The organism is Shinella sp. Sh6, from assembly GCF_055392685.1.
Genome location: NZ_AP044005.1, coordinates 3,542,666 through 3,558,458, shown reverse-complemented (window position 1 = coordinate 3,558,458; position 15,793 = coordinate 3,542,666). Strand labels below are relative to the sequence as shown.

Below are 15,793 nucleotides of genomic sequence, written 5' to 3'. Positions count from 1 at the left end.
CGGAAGAGTCGAGCCGAAAGACGGCGGCAATAGGTCCGTCGCCGCCTCAGCCGAAATCCACGGCATGCAGCAGGCTGCCGTTGCGCTTCAGCCAGCGCTTGGCCTCCTCCGTCGCCGGGCAGAGCCTTTCGCAGAGCGCCCAGAAGGCAGGGCTGTGGTTCATTTCGGTGAGATGCGCCACCTCATGGGCGGCGAGATAGTCGATGACATGGGGCGGGGCCATGGCGATGCGCCAGGAGAAGCTGAGCGCGCCATCGGCCGAGCAGGAGCCCCAGCGGCTGCGCGTATCGCGCAGCGTCAGGGATTTCACCTTCCTGCCGCTGCGGCCGGTATGGACGGCGACGAGCCGTTCCAGCTCCAGCCGCGCCTCTTTCTTGAGGAAATCGCAGATGCGGCGGGGGATGCTCTCCTCCATGCCACCGACACGCAGCACCGCCTCGTCGTCGACGACGACGGCCTCCGTCAGCCCGCGCAGCCGGCCCGTCGCCTCGATGCGGTGGGCGACGCCGCGGATCATCACATAGCCGCCGTCGGCCAGTTCGTTCGTCGTGCGGAATTTCGCAAGCTTCGTCATCAGCCAGCCCTGATGGCGGTCGAGGAAATCGCGGATGTCGCGCTCGGCAATGCCGTTCGGCACCGTCATGCGCAGCGCCCGGCCGCCCGGCTCGATGCGCAGCGTCAGGCGCGTCGCGCGAAAATCCCGCCGGATAGTGAGCGGCAGGCGCCGGCCGTTGACGTCGATCTCGCGCCTCTCCGGCGGAGGCGGCGTCTTCAGGGCCTTTCGGGGCTTGCGAAGGGACGGGAACATGCTGCCTTTCATAGCCGATTCGATGACGGCTGAAACGCTTCAACGAAAAACCGGCGCGGGAAGGCGCCGGTTGATCTTCCGTGGTTGCCCGCTTCCCTCTCCTCGTCATGGTCGGGCTTGACCCGACCATCCATGCCGCGGGTGAGGCGGTGGATCCTCGGGTCAAGCCCGAGGATGACGGAGAGGGCGGGATTAGTTCGCCGGGAAACCCGGGACGTCGCCTTTGCCTTCGGCCCGGCGTTCGCGCATGAAGCGGTCGAACTCCTCCTGGTCCTTGGCGCGGCGCAGTTCGCGGACATAGGCGTCGAATTCCTCGCGCATCTCGTCCAGCTTGCGGCGCTCCTCGTCGAGGCGGGCGAGCTCGGCGTCACGCCAGTCGTCGAAGGCACCATTGCCGGTGGCGTTGCGGAAGGGATGACGGCCGCGACCGCCGCGGAACCTGCCGCGGCAGGAGGCGAACATGCCGTCCATGGTGTCGTTGGCGTCTTTCTTGAAGGTTTTCAGGCGGTCGCCGAAGATGATGTAGGCAAGCATGGCAAGGCCGAGCGGCCAGAACACCACGAAGCCCAGCACCATCAGGGCGATGGTCGCAGGCGTCCAGTCCGGACGGATCAGTGCTGACTGGTTCATGTGCAATCTTCCTCACGATCGGCGGAAACCACCCCGGTTTCCGGTGAATCCGATGTGGGCAGAGCGCCGGGCACGTTCAAGGCAAGACGCCCGGAATTCGGGCAAGTGCCTGAAACGGGCCCGGAAAATCAGGCGGCGCTGCCGGCCTTGCCGCCCCTGATGACGCGCGGCGCCGGCTTTGCCTTGCCGGTGCGGGCATGCTCCTCGATGAAGGAGAGGATGCGCGGGGCGATCTCCTTGCGGAAGCGCGAGCCGTTGAAGACGCCGTAGTGGCCGACATCGGGCTGCATGTAGTGCAGGCGCATGTGATCGGGGATGTTGGTGCAGATGGTCTGCGCCGCCTCGGTCTGGCCGACGCCGGAAATGTCGTCGTTCTCGCCCTCGACGGTGAGCAGCGCCACCTTGCGGATCGCCGTCGTGTCGACGGGGCGGTCGCGGTGCATCATCTCGCCCTTCGGCAGGGCGTGGCGCATGAAGACGGTCTCGACCGTCTGGAGGTAGAATTCGGCCGTCAGGTCCATGACGGCGAGATATTCGTCGTAGAAGTCGCGGTGCTTCTCCGCCGCGTCGCCGTCGTTCTTCACCAGATGGGCGAAGAACTCCTTGTGGGCGATGACGTGGCGGTCGAGGTTCATCGACATGAAGCCGGAGAGCTGCAGGAAGCCCGGATAGACCATGCGCATGAAGCCGGGCTGCGGCCACGGCACGGGCATGACGACATTGTCGCGGAACCACTCGATCGGCTTTTCCTTGGCGAGCTGGTTGACGGCGGTCGGGTTGATGCGCGTATCGATCGGCCCGCCCATCAGCGTCATGGTGGAGGGCGAGAGCGGATCGTTGTCCGCCTCCATGACAGAGACGGCGGCCAGAACCGGCACCGCCGGCTGGCAGACGGCGATCACATGGGTATCCGGCCCCAGCGCATGCAGCATCTCGATGACGTAGTCGATATAGTCGTCGAGGTCGAAGCCGCCTTCGGCGAGCGGCACCATGCGCGCGTCGACCCAGTCGGTGATGTGCACTTCCGCATGGGGCAGCAGCGCCTCGACGGTGCCGCGCAGGAGCGTCGCATAGTGGCCGGACATCGGCGCGACGATGAGGATCTTCGGATCGTTGCGGTGGCCGGCCGGCAGACAGCGCTCGAAATGGATGAGATTGCAGAAGGGCTGCTGCCAGACGATCTTCTCGTGCACCGAGACCGTCCTGTCGCCGATCACCGTCTCGGAAAGGCCGAATTCCGGCTTGCCGTAGCGCCGGGTGGTGCGCTCCAGCACCTCGAAGCCGGCGGCGACGGTGCGCCCGAAATAGGTGTGCGACAGCGGATTGAGCGGGTTTCGGAAGGCGATGCGCATCTGGTCGGCCATGGCATGCCAGGGGGCCATGGCGGCATGATTGAATTCATAGAGCTGATAATACATCGGACGCGTATCCCATTTTCCGGTGCGGGGCCTTGCGCCCCCTGCACCGCCTTCACCCGGTTTCCGCAGATGCGAAAAGAGTAAGCATCTTTTCGCTGCGTGGCAACATGCCACACCGCCATCCTAGTCCTGCGGACCTTTCGCGAACATGAACGCGCCGTCAGCCCGTCCAGCCGCCGTCGATGACATAGGCCTGGCCGGTCGTGTAGCTGGCGCCGGCAAGGTGCACCGCGAGATCGGCGACCTCCTCGGGGGTGCCGATGCGGCCCATCGGCTGGCGGGATATGAAGGCGGCGCGGGCGGCATCGTAGTCGCCGCCGGCCCGCATGCGGTCCTGCAGCGAGGGGCTTTCCACGGTGCCGGGGCAGATGGCGTTGCAGCGGACGCCCCTGGCCACATAGTCGGCCGCGACGGACTTGGTGAGGCCGATGACGGCCGCCTTGGTGGTGCTGTAGGCGAAGCGGTTCGGCACGCCCTTCACGCTGGACGCGACCGAGGCCATGTTGATGATGGCGCCGTCGCCGCGCTCCAGCATGCCGGGCAGCACGGCCTGGATGGTGCGCACCATGGCGAGCACGTTGAGGTTCCAGGCGAAGGCAAGGTCGTCCTGCTTCATGTCGAGGATCGTGCCGCCGTGCACGACGCCGGCGCAGTTGAAGAGCACGTCGATCAGGCCGGCTTCGCCGATGACGGCGGAGACGGCCGCGTCGTCCAGCACGTTGAGGATGCGGGTGGCGATGCCGCTCTCGTCGGCAAGGCTCGCGAGGGCCCCCGCGTTGATATCCGTGGCAAGCACCGTCGCGCCGGCGCGCTGGAAGGCGAGCGCGGATGCCCGCCCGATGCCCTGCCCCGCCGCCGTCACCAGAACGGTCTTGCCTTCGAGATTGCTCATGATGTCACTCCAGTCTGCGCATGATGGCCTCGAAAGGCCGGATTCGGCCCGCGGGTATCCCCGCAGGCGATGGGTTTCGTTCTAACGGGTTCCGCGGCGGCGCAACTGGTCGAAATAGACGATGACGATGATCAGCAGGCCCGTGATGATGCGCTGCCAGAACGAATTGACGTTGAGCAGGTTCGCGCCGTTGTTGATCGTCGCCAGGATGAAGGCGCCGAGGAGCGGCCCGTGCACCGAGCCGACCGCGCCGAACAGGCTGGTGCCGCCGATCACCGAAGAGGCGATCGCCTGGAGTTCCCAGCCTTCCGCCTGCGTGGCGTTGCCGATGCCGATGCGCGAGGCGAGCAGCACGCCGACGAGGGCCGCGCAGGTGGCCGAGAGGATATAGGCGAGATAGATCGTGCGGTTGACGTTGACGCCGGAAAGGCGCGCCGCCTCGCTGTTCGAGCCGACCGCGAAGAGATAGCGGCCGAAGCGGGAGAGGTGCAGGTAGACGAAGGCGGGGATCGCCACCAGGATCACCATCCAGAAGAGGCTCGGCACGCCGAGGAAATCGGCCCGCGAGAAATTGGTGAAGCCCTCGTGGCTGATCGAGATGGTCGAGCCGTTGGTGATGAGCAGGCCGATGCCGCGCAGCGAGGTCAGCGTCGCCAGCGTGATGATGAAGGGCGGCAGGCCCATGCGCACGATGCCGAAGCCGTGGAAGGCGCCGATGGCGACGCCGATCAGCAGCGTCAGGAGGATCGAGAGCCACAGCGGCACCCCGGCCTGCAGCAGCCAGGCGACGATGACGCTGGTGAAGCCGACGATCGCACCGACCGAAAGGTCGATGCCCGCCGTGATGATGACGAAGGTCTGGCCGACCGCCAGGATCGCCGTCATCGCCCCTTGGCGCAGGAGGTTCGAGATGTTGTTCGGCGACCAGAAGGCATGGGTCGCAAGGCCGAGCGCCAGCCATAGCGCCAGAAGAAGCCCGAGCAGCGTGAGTCCGAGCAGGATGTTCGTTCCCTTTTTCGGCGCCGGTGCGCTTTCCGTGGTGGTTTCCACGCTCATGTGTTTCTCCCTCTTCTTTTTCTTTGCGCGGCGGCTCAGGCGCCGATGGCCTGGGTCAGGACGTCCTCATGGGAAGCGGCCCGGTGATCGTGGCTGGCGACGAGCCGGCCGCCGCGGAAGACGTGCAGCCGGTCCGACAGTTCGTAGACTTCCGGCAGGTAGGACGAAATGAGGATGATGCCGGCGCCCTGTCTCAGGAGTTCGCCGAACAGGCGGTAGATCTCCGCCTTGGTGCCGACGTCGACGCCCACGGTCGGCTCGTCGAAGATGAAGAGGCGGGCGCCGTGGCTCAGCCACTTGCCGATGACGATCTTCTGCTGGTTGCCGCCGGACATGGCCGAGGCGAGCACGGCCCGCGACGGGGTCTTGATGGCGAGGTTGCGGATCTGCCGGTCGGCGTTCTCCGCCTCGTCGCGGCGGCGGATCACCGGCCCCGAACTCAGCCTGCGGAAGACCGGCAGGTTGATGTTGAGGCCGATCGGCAGGTTGAGGCAGAGCCCCTGGTCGCGGCGGCTTTCCGGCGCGAGCGCGATACCGAGGTCCATGGCCGTGCGCTCGTTGGGGATGGCGACCTTCTTGCCGTCCCAGAAGATCTCGCCCGCGGTGACGGGCTGGCGGCCGTAGAGGCCGAGCGCGAATTCGCTGCGCCCCGCGCCGATGAGACCGTAGAGGCCGACGATCTCGCCCGACCGCACCGAAAGGGAGATGTCCTCGAAGCCCGGCCCCGAAAGGCCGCGGGTCTCGACGATCACATCGCCGGCCGGCACCTTCTCCTTGTGGTAGATCTGCTCGATCGAGCGGTTGATCATCAGGGCGATCAGCTCGTTCTCGTTCGTCTCGCCGATGAGGCGCGTGCCGACATGGGTGCCGTCGCGCAGCACCGAGACGCGGTCGGCAAGCTCGAAGACCTCTTCCATGCGGTGGCTGATATAGACGATGGTGACACCTTCCTCGCGCAGCCGGCGGATGAGCCGGAAGAGCTGGGCCGATTCCTGGCGCGTGAGATAGGCGGTCGGCTCGTCGAAGATGAGGAAGCGGATGCCGCGCATGGCGGCCCGTGCCGTCGCGACAAGCTGCTGCTGGCCGATGGTGAGGCTGCTGAGCACGGCGGCGGCGGGAAGCTGGAAGCCGAGATCGTCGAGAACGGCCTGGGCGGCGCGCTCCATGGCGCGCTTGCGCATCAGCCCGTTGCGGTTCAATTCGTCGCCGAGGAACATGTTGGCCGCGACCGAAAGGTGCGGGCAGAGCACGACCTCCTGGTGCACGGCATTGATGCCGCGGGAAATCGCCTCGGTCGGCGTTGCAAGCTGCACGGGCTTGCCGCACCACAGCACCTCGCCGGCCGTGCGGCGGATGACACCGGTGAGCAGCTTGATGAGGGTGGACTTGCCGGCGCCGTTCTCCCCGACGATGGCGTGGATCTCGCCGGCAAGGAAGGTGATCGTCGCCGGCTTCAGCGCCTCGACGAAACCGTATTTCTTCTGCAGGCCGCGCATTTCGAGGATCGGGGCGCCCCGCGGCACCGTTTCGGATTCGGCGAGCTTGGCCTCGTCCTCATGCCGGTGACTTAGCTCCTGAAGGCTGCTCATCGCCCTCTCCTCCCTGACTTAGACGGCCTGACTTAGACGGAAAACGTCCGCCCGGATCATGCGGCCCGGGCGGGTGATCGTCAAACGTGACCCGATGCGATCAGATCTTCGGGTTGAGAAGCGCGTCGATCTTCGGGTCGGACATGTTGTCCTTGGTCACGAGGTTCGCGCCGGTGTCGACGAAGGCTTCGACCTTCTCCTTCTTGGAGGCGGCGAGCGCCGTCTTCACGCCGTCGTAGCCCATGCGGTAGGGGTCCTGCACGACGAGGCCGGCCAGCACGCCTTCCTTGAGGAAGCCGACCGTCTTTTCATCCGAGTCGAAGCCGATGACCTTGATCTTGTCGCCGAGCTTGTTCTCCGCGATCGCCTGGCCGACGCCCTGCGCCATGATGAGGTTGGAGGCGAAGACGCCGACGAGGTCGGGATTGGCGGTGATGAGGTCGGTCATCATGTTGAGGCCGGTGGTGGCCTGACCGTCCGCATACTTGTCGGCAACCACTTCGAGGCCCGGATACTTGGTCTTGACCTGGTCGAGGAAGCCTTCGCGGCGCTGGTCGAGCGATCCGACGCCCGGAAGGCTGGTGATGATGGCGATCTTGCCCTCTTCCTTGCCGGTCGCGGCCTTGATGGCGGCGGCAAGGCCGTCAGCGGCGATGCGGCCGCCCTGGACGTTGTCGGTCGTCAGGAACGAGGTGAAGGCCTTGGAATCGGCCGCCGAGTCGATGCCGATGATCGGAACGGACTTGGCCGCCTCGTCGACCGGCTTGCCGAGCGCCTTGAATTCCGTCGGCGAGATGACGACGGCGGCAGGGCCGCCGGCCACGGCGTTTTCAAGGATGCTGATCTGGCCGTTGATGTCGGATTCCGACTGCGCGCCGAGTTCCGGCACGTTGACGCCGAGGTCCTTGCCGGCCTGGCGCGCACCGGCGAGCACGATCTGCCAGTAGAAGGACGTCGTGTCCTTGACGATGATCGGGATGGTGACATCCTGAGCCATGGAGGCGGCAGGGGTCATGGTTGCGAGGACTGCGGCACCTGCAAGCGCGGTGAAGGCGCGGCGGGTCAGAAGCGATCTTACAATGCTCATTTATGTTCTCCTCTCAGGTGCTTCCTGTCCTCCTTTGGGGATCGGGTTGCAGGAAGCGGACAACTCGATCTTTTATCGATAAAAAACATTTCTATCGCAGGCTACACCCGCTCCTTTCGCTTGGCAAGCGGGTGGATTCTCGAAAAAACGCTGTCTTTACAGGCATTCCCGTCCATTCGCACCGTCCTCCCAAACGGTGGCCGCCGGGGTTCAGACCCGGTGGACCTCCTGCGGAAGCACGACACCTTTCTTCAAAATGAGGTTGCCGTAAAGCCGGAATTCCGTCGTGGCGACGATAACGGCCGCTGCCTTCGCCCGCTCGTAGAAGGCAAAGCGCTCCAGCGAATGGACGGTGAAGTCGCCCGCCAGCCGATGGACGAGATCCTGGAAGGTGGCGCAGACCTCCGGCACCGCCGCCGGATCCCCCACCACCTCCATGCGCCAGGCGGCCTCGGGCACGAACGTGTCGAGCGGCATGTGCGCCAGCACCGCCTCTGTCATGGCGACGGCATCGACACCATCCGCGCGGATGACGTCCGGGCCGAGAAAGCTCGACGGGAAATTGGCGTCGGCGATGACGATCTCGTCGCCGTGGCCCATGGTTCTCAGCGCATGCAGGAGATCCGGACCGAGCAGGGGGTGAATGCCTTTCAACATGCGGATACGATCCTCCTCGAAACTATTGCCGGACGGCGTCGAGCCCCAGTTCCGGCGCGACCAGCGTGTGGGGCTCGAAGGCCGGGTAGATGTCCGCCGGCAGCGGCTCTCGCGCGAGCGCCATGTTGCGGCCGAGGCTGTCCGGCCTAGCCGTGCCGATCAGCACCGAGGCGACGGCCGGATTCTGCAGCGGAAACTGCAGGGCGGGCGCGGCGAGCGGCACGCCCCTCTCCCGGGCGATCTCCACCATCGCGCCGACCTTGCCGGCGATCTCCGGTGTTGCCGGCATGTAGTCGAAGTGGGCGCCCGCCACCGGGCCGGTCGCCAGGATGCCGGAATTGAAGACGCCGCCCACGACGAGCGAGGTCTTCTTGCGTTCGCAGAGCGGCAGGAGCTCGGCGACGGCCGAGCGGTCGAGCAACGTATAGCGGCCGGCAAGCAGGATGCAGTCGAGATCGGCCTGCCGCAGCACGTCGAGGCAGACCGGCACCTCGTTGACGCCGAGGCCGTAGGCGCGGATCGCGCCCGAGGATTTCAGCGCATCCAGCGCCTTGAGGCCCGAATCGAGCAATTGGCGCAGATGGAATGCATTGCGCTCGGCGCCGTGCGTATAGACGCCGATATCGTGCACATAGAGGATATCGATGCGGTTGAGGCCGAGGCGGGCATGGCTGAGCTCGACCGAGCGCATGATGCCGTCATAGCTGTAGTCGTAGCGCACGTCGAAGGGCAGCGGATCGACATAGCCGTAGTCCGGCACCTTGTCGTCGGCGACCGGAACCATGATGCGGCCGACCTTGGTGGAAAGCACGTAGCTTCCCTTCGGCTTCCCGCGCAGGAAATCGCCGGTGCGCCGTTCGGCAAGGCCGAAGCCGTACCAGGGCGCCGTATCGAAATAGCGGATGCCCTCGTCCCAGGCGGTCTCCAGCGTCGCCATCGCAATCTCGCGCGGGCAGGCCCGGTAAAGCCCGCCCAGCGCCGCGGTGCCGAAACTGAATTCGGTCACGGCAAGGCCCGTCGTCCCGATGGTCCGCGTCTTCATGCTTCCTCCCGGCCGGCGTCCTCTCACCGGCTTTTTGTCTTTTATCGACAATAGACAGAATGCCGTCAATGGGTAATATGAAGGAAGGAGGAAACGGGAGAATGACGGGAACGGCGCGTCTGGTCATTTGCCCGGTCAGCCATTAAGGGACGCGAACCCCAACAACCGGCGGCACCCATGGCCAAGCAGAACAACGTCTTCAAGGATGCCTTCAATCGCTGCGTGAAGCTTCTGGAGCAAACGGCGAGCCTGCCGTCCGAGCCGGAGCTCGGCGCCGCGCTCGGCGTCAGCCGCACAACCGTGCGGGCAATCCTGACCCGGCTGGAGGACGTCGGCCTGCTCGCCTGGGAGAAGCGGCGTAAGATCGTGCTGCGCAAGCCCGTGCCGGCCGACTACTTCCCGACGGAAGAGACCGATTCCCTCTCGGAGATCATCGAGCGCAGCTTCATGCGCCGGATCCTTGCCGGCGGGGCGCAGCCGGGCATGCAGATCAACGAGCTGGAGCTTGCCCGCGAGATCGGCATCGGCACCACGAGCGTCCGCGAATTCCTCATCCGTTTCAGCCGCTTCGGCCTCATCGAGAAGCGGCCGAACAGCCATTGGGTGCTGAAGGGTTTCACCCGGGAATTCGCATTGGAGCTGACGGAAGTGCGCGAGATGTTCGAGCTGCGCTCGGCCGCCGCCTTCGCCCACCTGCCGGAGGACCATCCGGCCTGGCGCGAGCTCGACGCGATCGAGGCCGTGCACCATGAGATCCTCGCCGATATCGAGGCCCGCTATCCGGATTTCTCCGAGCTCGACGAGCGCTTCCACCTCCTGGTGCATCGCGCCTCGAAGAACCGCTTCATCGTCGATTTCTACGACGTGATCGCCATCGTCTTCCACTACCATTACCAGTGGAACAAGACGAATGCCCGCGCACGCAACGCCCGGGCTCTGGAAGAGCATCTCGCCTATATCGCCGCGTTGCGCTCGCGCGATGCGGCCGGCATCGAGACCGCCTGCCGGCAGCACCTGAAATCCGCGCGCGAGACCCTGCTGCAATCGATCAACTGACCGCTGCGGTGCCGGCGGCTCAGTAGCCGCCGCCGGAGCCTGTCGCCGGCGCCTCGCCGAGGAAGCGTCGGCGCAGGTCGTCCACCGCCGCAACCAGACAGTTGACGTCGGTGCCGATCGCCATGAAATCCGCGCCGAGATCGCGATAGACTTCCGCCTGCGCCAGCGAGACCGTCATGATTCCCCGTGCCTTGCCGTGGGCCTTGATCCGCGCGAAGGCGTGGGTGACCGCTGCCAGCACCTCCGGCGCGCCGGGGTTGCCGAGATGACCCATGTCCGCGGCAAGGTCCGAGGGGCCGATGAAGACGCCATCGACCCCGTCCACGGCGGCGATCTCGTCGATCGCGGCAAGGCCTGCCCGGCTCTCGACCTGCACGATCAGGCAAATCTCCGCATTGGCGGTCGTCACATAGTCCGGCACGCGGTTGAAATCGCTCGCCCGGCCGAGCCCCGCGCCGACGCCGCGGATACCGTGCGGCGGATAGCGGAGCGCGCGCACCAGCGCCTCGGCCTGCGCAGCCGATTCGACCATCGGGATCAGGAAGGTCTGGGCGCCCTGGTCGAGCAGTTGCTTCAAAAGCCAGGCCTCGCCCATCGGCGGGCGCACCATGGCATGGGCCGGCGCATGGCGGAGCGCCCCGATCTGCGCGCCCATCGACGGCAGGTCGTTGGGCCCGTGCTCGCCGTCGATCAGCAGCCAGTCGTAGCCGCTGGTCGACAGGATTTCGGCCGCATAGGCGCTGCCGAGCGCCACCCACAGGCCAAGCTGGAACCGGCCTTCGGCAAGGGCGGCCTTGAAGGCATTTTTCGGTGCTGCCACGATCTTCCCCTCGAAATGAAAAGCCGGCCGGAACGCCCGGCCGGGTCATTGCAGAATTGCCTCAGGCGATGCCGCCGAGGCAGACATATTTGATCTCGGTGAATTCCTCGATGCCGTAGCGCGAGCCCTCGCGGCCGAGACCGGAGAGCTTTACGCCGCCGAACGGGGCTTCCGCCGTCGAGATGAGGCCCGTGTTGACGCCGACCATGCCGTATTCCAGCGCCTCGGCGACGCGGAACACCCGCGACAGGTCCTTGGCGTAGAAATAGGAGGCAAGGCCGAATTCCGTGTCGTTCGCCTGTGCGATGACGTCGTTCTCGTCCGAAAAACGGAAAAGCGGCGCGACGGGACCGAAGGTCTCCTCGCGCGTCACCGCCATGTCCTTGGTCACGTCGGCGATCACCGTCGCCTCGTAGAAGGTGCCGCCGAGCGCATGGCGCTTGCCGCCGGAGATGACCCGCGCGCCCTTCTTCACCGCGTCGGAGACATGCTCCTCGACCTTGTCGAGCGCCGCCTGGTCGATGAGGGGCCCAAGCACCACGCCCTCGTCGAAGCCGTTGCCGGTCTTCAATTTGCCGACGGCGGCGGCGAGCTTTTCGGAGAAGGCGTCATAGACGGCGTCCTGCACATAGAGCCGGTTGGCGCACACGCAGGTCTGGCCGTTGTTGCGGAACTTGGCGATCAGCGCGCCTTCCACCGCCGCGTCGAGATCGGCATCGTCGAAGACGATGAAGGGCGCATTGCCGCCGAGCTCGAGGCCGAGCTTCTTGATGGTCGGGGCGCATTGCTTGTAGAGTTCCGCGCCGATCTCCGTCGAGCCGGTGAAGGTGAGCTTGCGCACGATGGGATTGGCCGTCAGTTCCGCGCCGATCTCGCGGGCCGAGCCCGTGACGACCGAGAAGAGGCCGGCGGGAAGGCCGGCGCGCTCGGCGAGCACGGCGATCGCGATGGCGGAGAAGGGCGTCTGCGAGGCGGGCTTCAGCACCATGGCGCAGCCGGCGGCAAAAGCGGGGCCCGCCTTGCGGGTGATCATGGCGTTCGGGAAGTTCCAGGGTGTGATCGCCGCGACGACGCCGACCGGCTGCTTCATGACGAGGATGCGCTTGTCCTTCTGGTGGCCGGGCACGATGTCACCGTAGAGGCGGCGGGCTTCCTCGGCGAACCATTCGACGAAGCTCGCGCCATAGACGATCTCGCCGGTGGCCTCGGCAAGCGGCTTGCCCTGCTCCGCCGTCAGGATGCGGCCGAGATCGTCCTTGTTCTCGATCATCAGCTCGAACCACCTGCGCAGCACGCCGGCGCGTTCCTTGGCCGTGCGGGCGGCCCAGCCCTTCTGCGCCTCGGCGGCGGCCTCGATGGCCTCGCGCGTCTCCTTGCCTCCCAGTTTCGGCACATGGCCGATCAGCTCGCCCGTCGCCGGGTTCGTCACCGCTATGCCGGCACCATCGGCTTCGATCCAGCGCGTGCCGACAAGGGCCGCCTCCCGCAACAGGCTCGGGTCTTTGAGGTTCATCGCATCTCTCCCATTTTCGCAATGCCGTTCCAAGACGTGTCCAAGCGGTTATATTGCCTGCGCCGCCCCTTCGACAATGGCGTCGAAGGCCGGGCGGCGACAGGAAATTCGAGGCTTGCAATGACCGAGACGACCGGCCGTATCGCCGACCACCCCATAGACCCCATCTTTCTCGACCGCTGGTCGCCCCGCGCCTTCACGGGCGAGGCCATGCCGCACGAGACGCTTCTTTCGCTGTTCGAGGCCGCGCGCTGGGCGCCTTCGGCCGCCAACGGCCAGCCCTGGCGCTTCATCTACGGCCATCGCGGCACCGAGGCCTTCGACCGGATCTACGCCACGCTGGACGAGGGCAATCGCCGCTGGGCGGACAAGGCTTCCGTCCTCGCCGTGATCGTCTCGCAGACCCACCGCAAGAGCGCCGACGGCGAGATGCGGCCCGCCTATACCCACGCCTTCGACACGGGTGCCGCCTGGGCCTGCCTCGCCCTCCAGGCGATCCATGCCGGCTATCACGCCCACGGCATGGGCGGCATCGACCGCGCCAGAGCCATGGAGGTGCTCGGCATTCCGGAAGGTTTTCGCGTGGAGGCGGCCGTCGCCATCGGCAAGATCGCCCCGAAGGAGACCCTGCCGGAAGACCTGATGAAGCGCGAGGTGCCGAGCTTGCGCAAGCCGGTTACGGAGTTCGTTTCGGAAGGCCGCTTCGCTTCCTGAGCCGGCTAGCAAAAAGAAAGCCGCCTTTCGGCGGCTCTCTCGTCAGATGTCGAGGTTGGCGACGCTGAGGGCGTTTTCCTGGATGAAATCGCGGCGAGGCTCCACCTCGTCACCCATCAGGCGGGCAAAGAGGCCGTCGGCATCGGTCGCATCCGTAACCTTCACCTGCAGCAGCGAGCGGACGTTCGGGTCGAGCGTCGTTTCCCAGAGCTGCTCGGCGTTCATCTCGCCGAGGCCCTTGTAGCGCTGCATGGAGAGGCCCTTGCGGCCGGCGGCGAAGATCGCATCCAGCAGGGCGCGCGGACCGGTGATCTCGGTCTGCCCGTCCTTGCGGCGCAGGACCGGCGGCATCGCATAGGTTTCCTTGAGGCGGGGAGCGAGCTGGTCGAGATGGCGCGCGTCGGACGAGCCGATCAGCGCCATGTCCAGATGGGCGAATTCCTTGACGCCGCGCACCATGCGCTCGAAGCGCAGGCCGCCATCCGCCGCGACGGAGCCCTCCCAGCCGCGTTCCGTCTCCTCGGCGATGAGGTCGAGGCGGCGGGCGACTTCCTGCGCCATCGCCGCATAGCCTTCGCGGTCGTGACTGAGCTCGAGGTTCAGCGCGCCGGCGATCGCCGCCTGCTCGACGATGGAACGGTTGTAGCGAGAATGCAGGCCATCGAGCAGCGTGCGCAGGCGCAGCGCGTCCTGGATCAGCTCGAGGATATCCTGGCCGGCACGCACCTCGCCGGAGGAAAGCTCCAGCGCCGCATCGTCGAGGCCGGCGCCGATCAGGTAATCTTCCAGCGCCTTCTCGTTCTTCAGGTACTGGCTCGATTTGCCGCGCGAGACCTTATAGAGCGGCGGCTGGGCGATATAGAGATGGCCGCGCTCGATCAGCTCCGGCATCTGCCGGAAGAAGAATGTGAGCAGCAGCGTGCGGATATGGGCGCCGTCGACGTCGGCGTCCGTCATGATGATGATCTTGTGGTAGCGCAGCTTGTCGGCGTTGAACTCGTCCTTGCCGATGGAGGTGCCGAGCGCGGTGATCAGCGTGCCGATCTCCTGGCTGGATAGCATCTTGTCGAAGCGCGCCCGCTCGACATTGAGGATTTTCCCGCGCAGAGGCAGGATGGCCTGGTTCTCCCGCGAGCGTCCCTGCTTGGCCGAACCGCCGGCCGAATCGCCCTCGACAAGGAAGACTTCGGACTTGGCCGGGTCGCGCTCGGAGCAGTCTGCGAGCTTGCCGGGAAGCGAGGAGATGTCGAGCGCGCCCTTGCGCCGCGTCAGTTCGCGCGCCTTGCGGGCGGCCTCACGCGCCGCGGCGGCCTCGACGACCTTGCCGACGAGCGTCTTCGCATCGGCCGGATGCTCTTCCAGCCAGGTGGAGAGCGCCTCATTGACGAGGCTTTCGACGACCGGGCGGACTTCGGACGAGACGAGCTTGTCCTTGGTCTGCGAGGAGAACTTCGGATCCGGCACCTTCACCGAGAGAACGGCGGTGAGGCCTTCACGGCAATCGTCGCCGGTCAGCGAGACCTTTTCCTTCTTCATGATGCCGGTGGTTTCGGCATAGGAGACGACCTGGCGCGTCAGCGCGCCGCGGAAGCCCGCCATATGCGTGCCGCCGTCGCGCTGCGGGATGTTGTTGGTGAAGCAGAGCACGTTCTCGTGGTAGCTGTCGTTCCACCACATGGCGACTTCGACGGTGATGCCGTCCTTCTCGCCACGAATGGCGATCGGCTTTTCGACCAGCGGCTTCTTGGCGCGATCGAGAAAGGCGACGAAGGCTTCGAGGCCACCTTCGTACATCAGCTCGTCCTGCCTGATGTCCGAATGGCGGCGGTCGGTAAGGAGGATGCGCACGCCGGAATTGAGGAAGGCGAGCTCGCGCAGGCGATGCTCCAGCGTCGCATAGTTGAATTCGATGTTGGAGAAGGTGTCCGTCGAGGGCAGGAAGGTCACTTCCGTGCCGGTCTCCCCACCCGCCTCGCCCGTCACCGCCAGTGGGCCGTCGGCAACGCCGTGCGTGAAGCTCATCTCGTGGATCTTGCCGGCGCGGCGGATCTTCAGCTTCAGCTTGACGGAAAGCGCGTTCACCACCGAGACGCCGACGCCGTGCAGGCCGCCGGAGACCTTGTAGGAATTCTGGTCGAACTTGCCGCCGGCATGGAGCTGGGTCATGATGACCTCGGCCGCCGAAACGCCCTCTTCCTTGTGGATGTCGGTCGGGATGCCGCGGCCGTTGTCCGTCACCGTGACCGAACCGTCCGCATTGAGCGTCACCGTCACGATGTCGGCATGGCCGGCCAGCGCCTCGTCGATCGCGTTGTCGACCACCTCGTAGACCATGTGATGCAGGCCCGAGCCGTCGTCGGTATCGCCGATATACATGCCGGGGCGCTTGCGCACCGCATCGAGCCCCTTCAGGACCTTGATCGAATCTGCGCCATACTCGGCCGGGCCGTTTTCGGTCTCGGGTGTGTCAGTCATTCAAACGTCTTTCCAGGGTTCTCACGGAAGGCGGAG

Annotated in this window: 14 protein-coding genes; 2 read left to right on the top strand and 12 right to left on the bottom strand. The window is 65.9% G+C overall.

What is annotated here, in order from left to right:
* Nucleotides 1-46: 46 nt before the first annotated feature.
* The 9 genes from ACZ5TO_RS17000 to ACZ5TO_RS16960 all read right to left on the bottom strand — a co-directional run bounded on the left by ACZ5TO_RS17000 (nt 47) and on the right by ACZ5TO_RS16960 (nt 9,179).
* A complete protein-coding gene (locus tag ACZ5TO_RS17000) occupies nt 47-808 on the bottom strand; it encodes a M48 family metallopeptidase (protein ID WP_464798933.1) in 762 nt (253 codons plus the stop codon).
* Between the two features lie 192 nt (nt 809-1,000).
* A complete protein-coding gene (locus tag ACZ5TO_RS16995; RefSeq protein WP_464798932.1) occupies nt 1,001-1,438 on the bottom strand; it encodes a DUF2852 domain-containing protein in 438 nt (145 codons plus the stop codon).
* A gap of 128 nt (nt 1,439-1,566) precedes the next feature.
* The gene (phaZ, locus tag ACZ5TO_RS16990) at nt 1,567-2,856 is read right to left on the bottom strand and encodes a polyhydroxyalkanoate depolymerase (RefSeq protein ID WP_464798931.1); all 1,290 of its coding nucleotides are present in this window, start codon (nt 2,854-2,856) and stop codon (nt 1,567-1,569) included.
* A gap of 160 nt (nt 2,857-3,016) precedes the next feature.
* The gene (locus ACZ5TO_RS16985) at nt 3,017-3,748 is read right to left on the bottom strand and encodes an SDR family oxidoreductase (RefSeq protein ID WP_464798930.1); all 732 of its coding nucleotides are present in this window, start codon (nt 3,746-3,748) and stop codon (nt 3,017-3,019) included.
* An 81-nt stretch (nt 3,749-3,829) separates the two neighbouring features.
* On the bottom strand, nt 3,830-4,804 hold the full coding sequence (locus ACZ5TO_RS16980) for an ABC transporter permease (RefSeq protein ID WP_184145622.1): 975 nt from the start codon (nt 4,802-4,804) through the stop codon (nt 3,830-3,832).
* A 35-nt stretch (nt 4,805-4,839) separates the two neighbouring features.
* Complete coding sequence (locus ACZ5TO_RS16975; RefSeq protein ID WP_464798929.1) at nt 4,840-6,393, bottom strand: sugar ABC transporter ATP-binding protein; 1,554 nt, start codon at nt 6,391-6,393, stop codon at nt 4,840-4,842.
* A gap of 100 nt (nt 6,394-6,493) precedes the next feature.
* Nucleotides 6,494-7,480 (bottom strand): ABC transporter substrate-binding protein, encoded by a 987-nt coding sequence (locus tag ACZ5TO_RS16970; protein ID WP_184145624.1) that lies wholly within the window; start codon nt 7,478-7,480, stop codon nt 6,494-6,496.
* Between the two features lie 210 nt (nt 7,481-7,690).
* Nucleotides 7,691-8,137, bottom strand: coding sequence for an RbsD/FucU family protein (locus tag ACZ5TO_RS16965; RefSeq protein ID WP_464798928.1), 447 nt, complete (start codon nt 8,135-8,137; stop codon nt 7,691-7,693).
* Between the two features lie 22 nt (nt 8,138-8,159).
* On the bottom strand, nt 8,160-9,179 hold the full coding sequence (locus ACZ5TO_RS16960) for an aldo/keto reductase (protein ID WP_464798927.1): 1,020 nt from the start codon (nt 9,177-9,179) through the stop codon (nt 8,160-8,162).
* Nucleotides 9,180-9,356: 177 nt separating this feature from the next.
* Here ACZ5TO_RS16960 and ACZ5TO_RS16955 point away from each other — a divergent pair, with 177 nt between their 5' ends.
* The gene (locus ACZ5TO_RS16955; RefSeq protein ID WP_464798926.1) at nt 9,357-10,235 is read left to right on the top strand and encodes a GntR family transcriptional regulator; all 879 of its coding nucleotides are present in this window, start codon (nt 9,357-9,359) and stop codon (nt 10,233-10,235) included.
* A 19-nt stretch (nt 10,236-10,254) separates the two neighbouring features.
* Here ACZ5TO_RS16955 and ACZ5TO_RS16950 read toward each other — a convergent pair whose 3' ends face one another.
* Both ACZ5TO_RS16950 and gabD read right to left on the bottom strand, forming a co-directional pair.
* Nucleotides 10,255-11,055: an aldolase/citrate lyase family protein gene (locus ACZ5TO_RS16950; RefSeq protein ID WP_464798925.1), complete on the bottom strand. Its 801-nt coding sequence runs from the start codon at nt 11,053-11,055 to the stop codon at nt 10,255-10,257.
* Nucleotides 11,056-11,116: 61 nt separating this feature from the next.
* Nucleotides 11,117-12,568, bottom strand: coding sequence for an NADP-dependent succinate-semialdehyde dehydrogenase (gabD, locus tag ACZ5TO_RS16945; RefSeq protein WP_464798924.1), 1,452 nt, complete (start codon nt 12,566-12,568; stop codon nt 11,117-11,119).
* Between the two features lie 120 nt (nt 12,569-12,688).
* Here gabD and ACZ5TO_RS16940 point away from each other — a divergent pair, with 120 nt between their 5' ends.
* Nucleotides 12,689-13,282, top strand: coding sequence for a nitroreductase family protein (locus ACZ5TO_RS16940; protein ID WP_464798923.1), 594 nt, complete (start codon nt 12,689-12,691; stop codon nt 13,280-13,282).
* A gap of 42 nt (nt 13,283-13,324) precedes the next feature.
* Here the strand turns inward: ACZ5TO_RS16940 and gyrB are convergent, their stop codons facing one another.
* Complete coding sequence (gyrB, locus tag ACZ5TO_RS16935; RefSeq protein WP_184145631.1) at nt 13,325-15,757, bottom strand: DNA topoisomerase (ATP-hydrolyzing) subunit B; 2,433 nt, start codon at nt 15,755-15,757, stop codon at nt 13,325-13,327.
* Between the last annotated feature and the right edge of the window lie 36 nt (nt 15,758-15,793).

Coding starts and splice junctions, on each gene's coding strand:
- ACZ5TO_RS17000 (WP_464798933.1), bottom strand. CDS start 808: ATGTTCCCGTCCCTTCGCAAGCCCCGAAAGGCCCTGAAGACGCCGCCT.
- ACZ5TO_RS16995 (WP_464798932.1), bottom strand. CDS start 1,438: ATGAACCAGTCAGCACTGATCCGTCCGGACTGGACGCCTGCGACCATC.
- phaZ (WP_464798931.1), bottom strand. CDS start 2,856: ATGTATTATCAGCTCTATGAATTCAATCATGCCGCCATGGCCCCCTGG.
- ACZ5TO_RS16985 (WP_464798930.1), bottom strand. CDS start 3,748: ATGAGCAATCTCGAAGGCAAGACCGTTCTGGTGACGGCGGCGGGGCAG.
- ACZ5TO_RS16980 (WP_184145622.1), bottom strand. CDS start 4,804: ATGAGCGTGGAAACCACCACGGAAAGCGCACCGGCGCCGAAAAAGGGA.
- ACZ5TO_RS16975 (WP_464798929.1), bottom strand. CDS start 6,393: ATGAGCAGCCTTCAGGAGCTAAGTCACCGGCATGAGGACGAGGCCAAG.
- ACZ5TO_RS16970 (WP_184145624.1), bottom strand. CDS start 7,480: ATGAGCATTGTAAGATCGCTTCTGACCCGCCGCGCCTTCACCGCGCTT.
- ACZ5TO_RS16965 (WP_464798928.1), bottom strand. CDS start 8,137: ATGTTGAAAGGCATTCACCCCCTGCTCGGTCCGGATCTCCTGCATGCG.
- ACZ5TO_RS16960 (WP_464798927.1), bottom strand. CDS start 9,179: ATGAAGACGCGGACCATCGGGACGACGGGCCTTGCCGTGACCGAATTC.
- ACZ5TO_RS16955 (WP_464798926.1), top strand. CDS start 9,357: ATGGCCAAGCAGAACAACGTCTTCAAGGATGCCTTCAATCGCTGCGTG.
- gabD (WP_464798924.1), bottom strand. CDS start 12,568: ATGAACCTCAAAGACCCGAGCCTGTTGCGGGAGGCGGCCCTTGTCGGC.
- ACZ5TO_RS16940 (WP_464798923.1), top strand. CDS start 12,689: ATGACCGAGACGACCGGCCGTATCGCCGACCACCCCATAGACCCCATC.
- gyrB (WP_184145631.1), bottom strand. CDS start 15,757: ATGACTGACACACCCGAGACCGAAAACGGCCCGGCCGAGTATGGCGCA.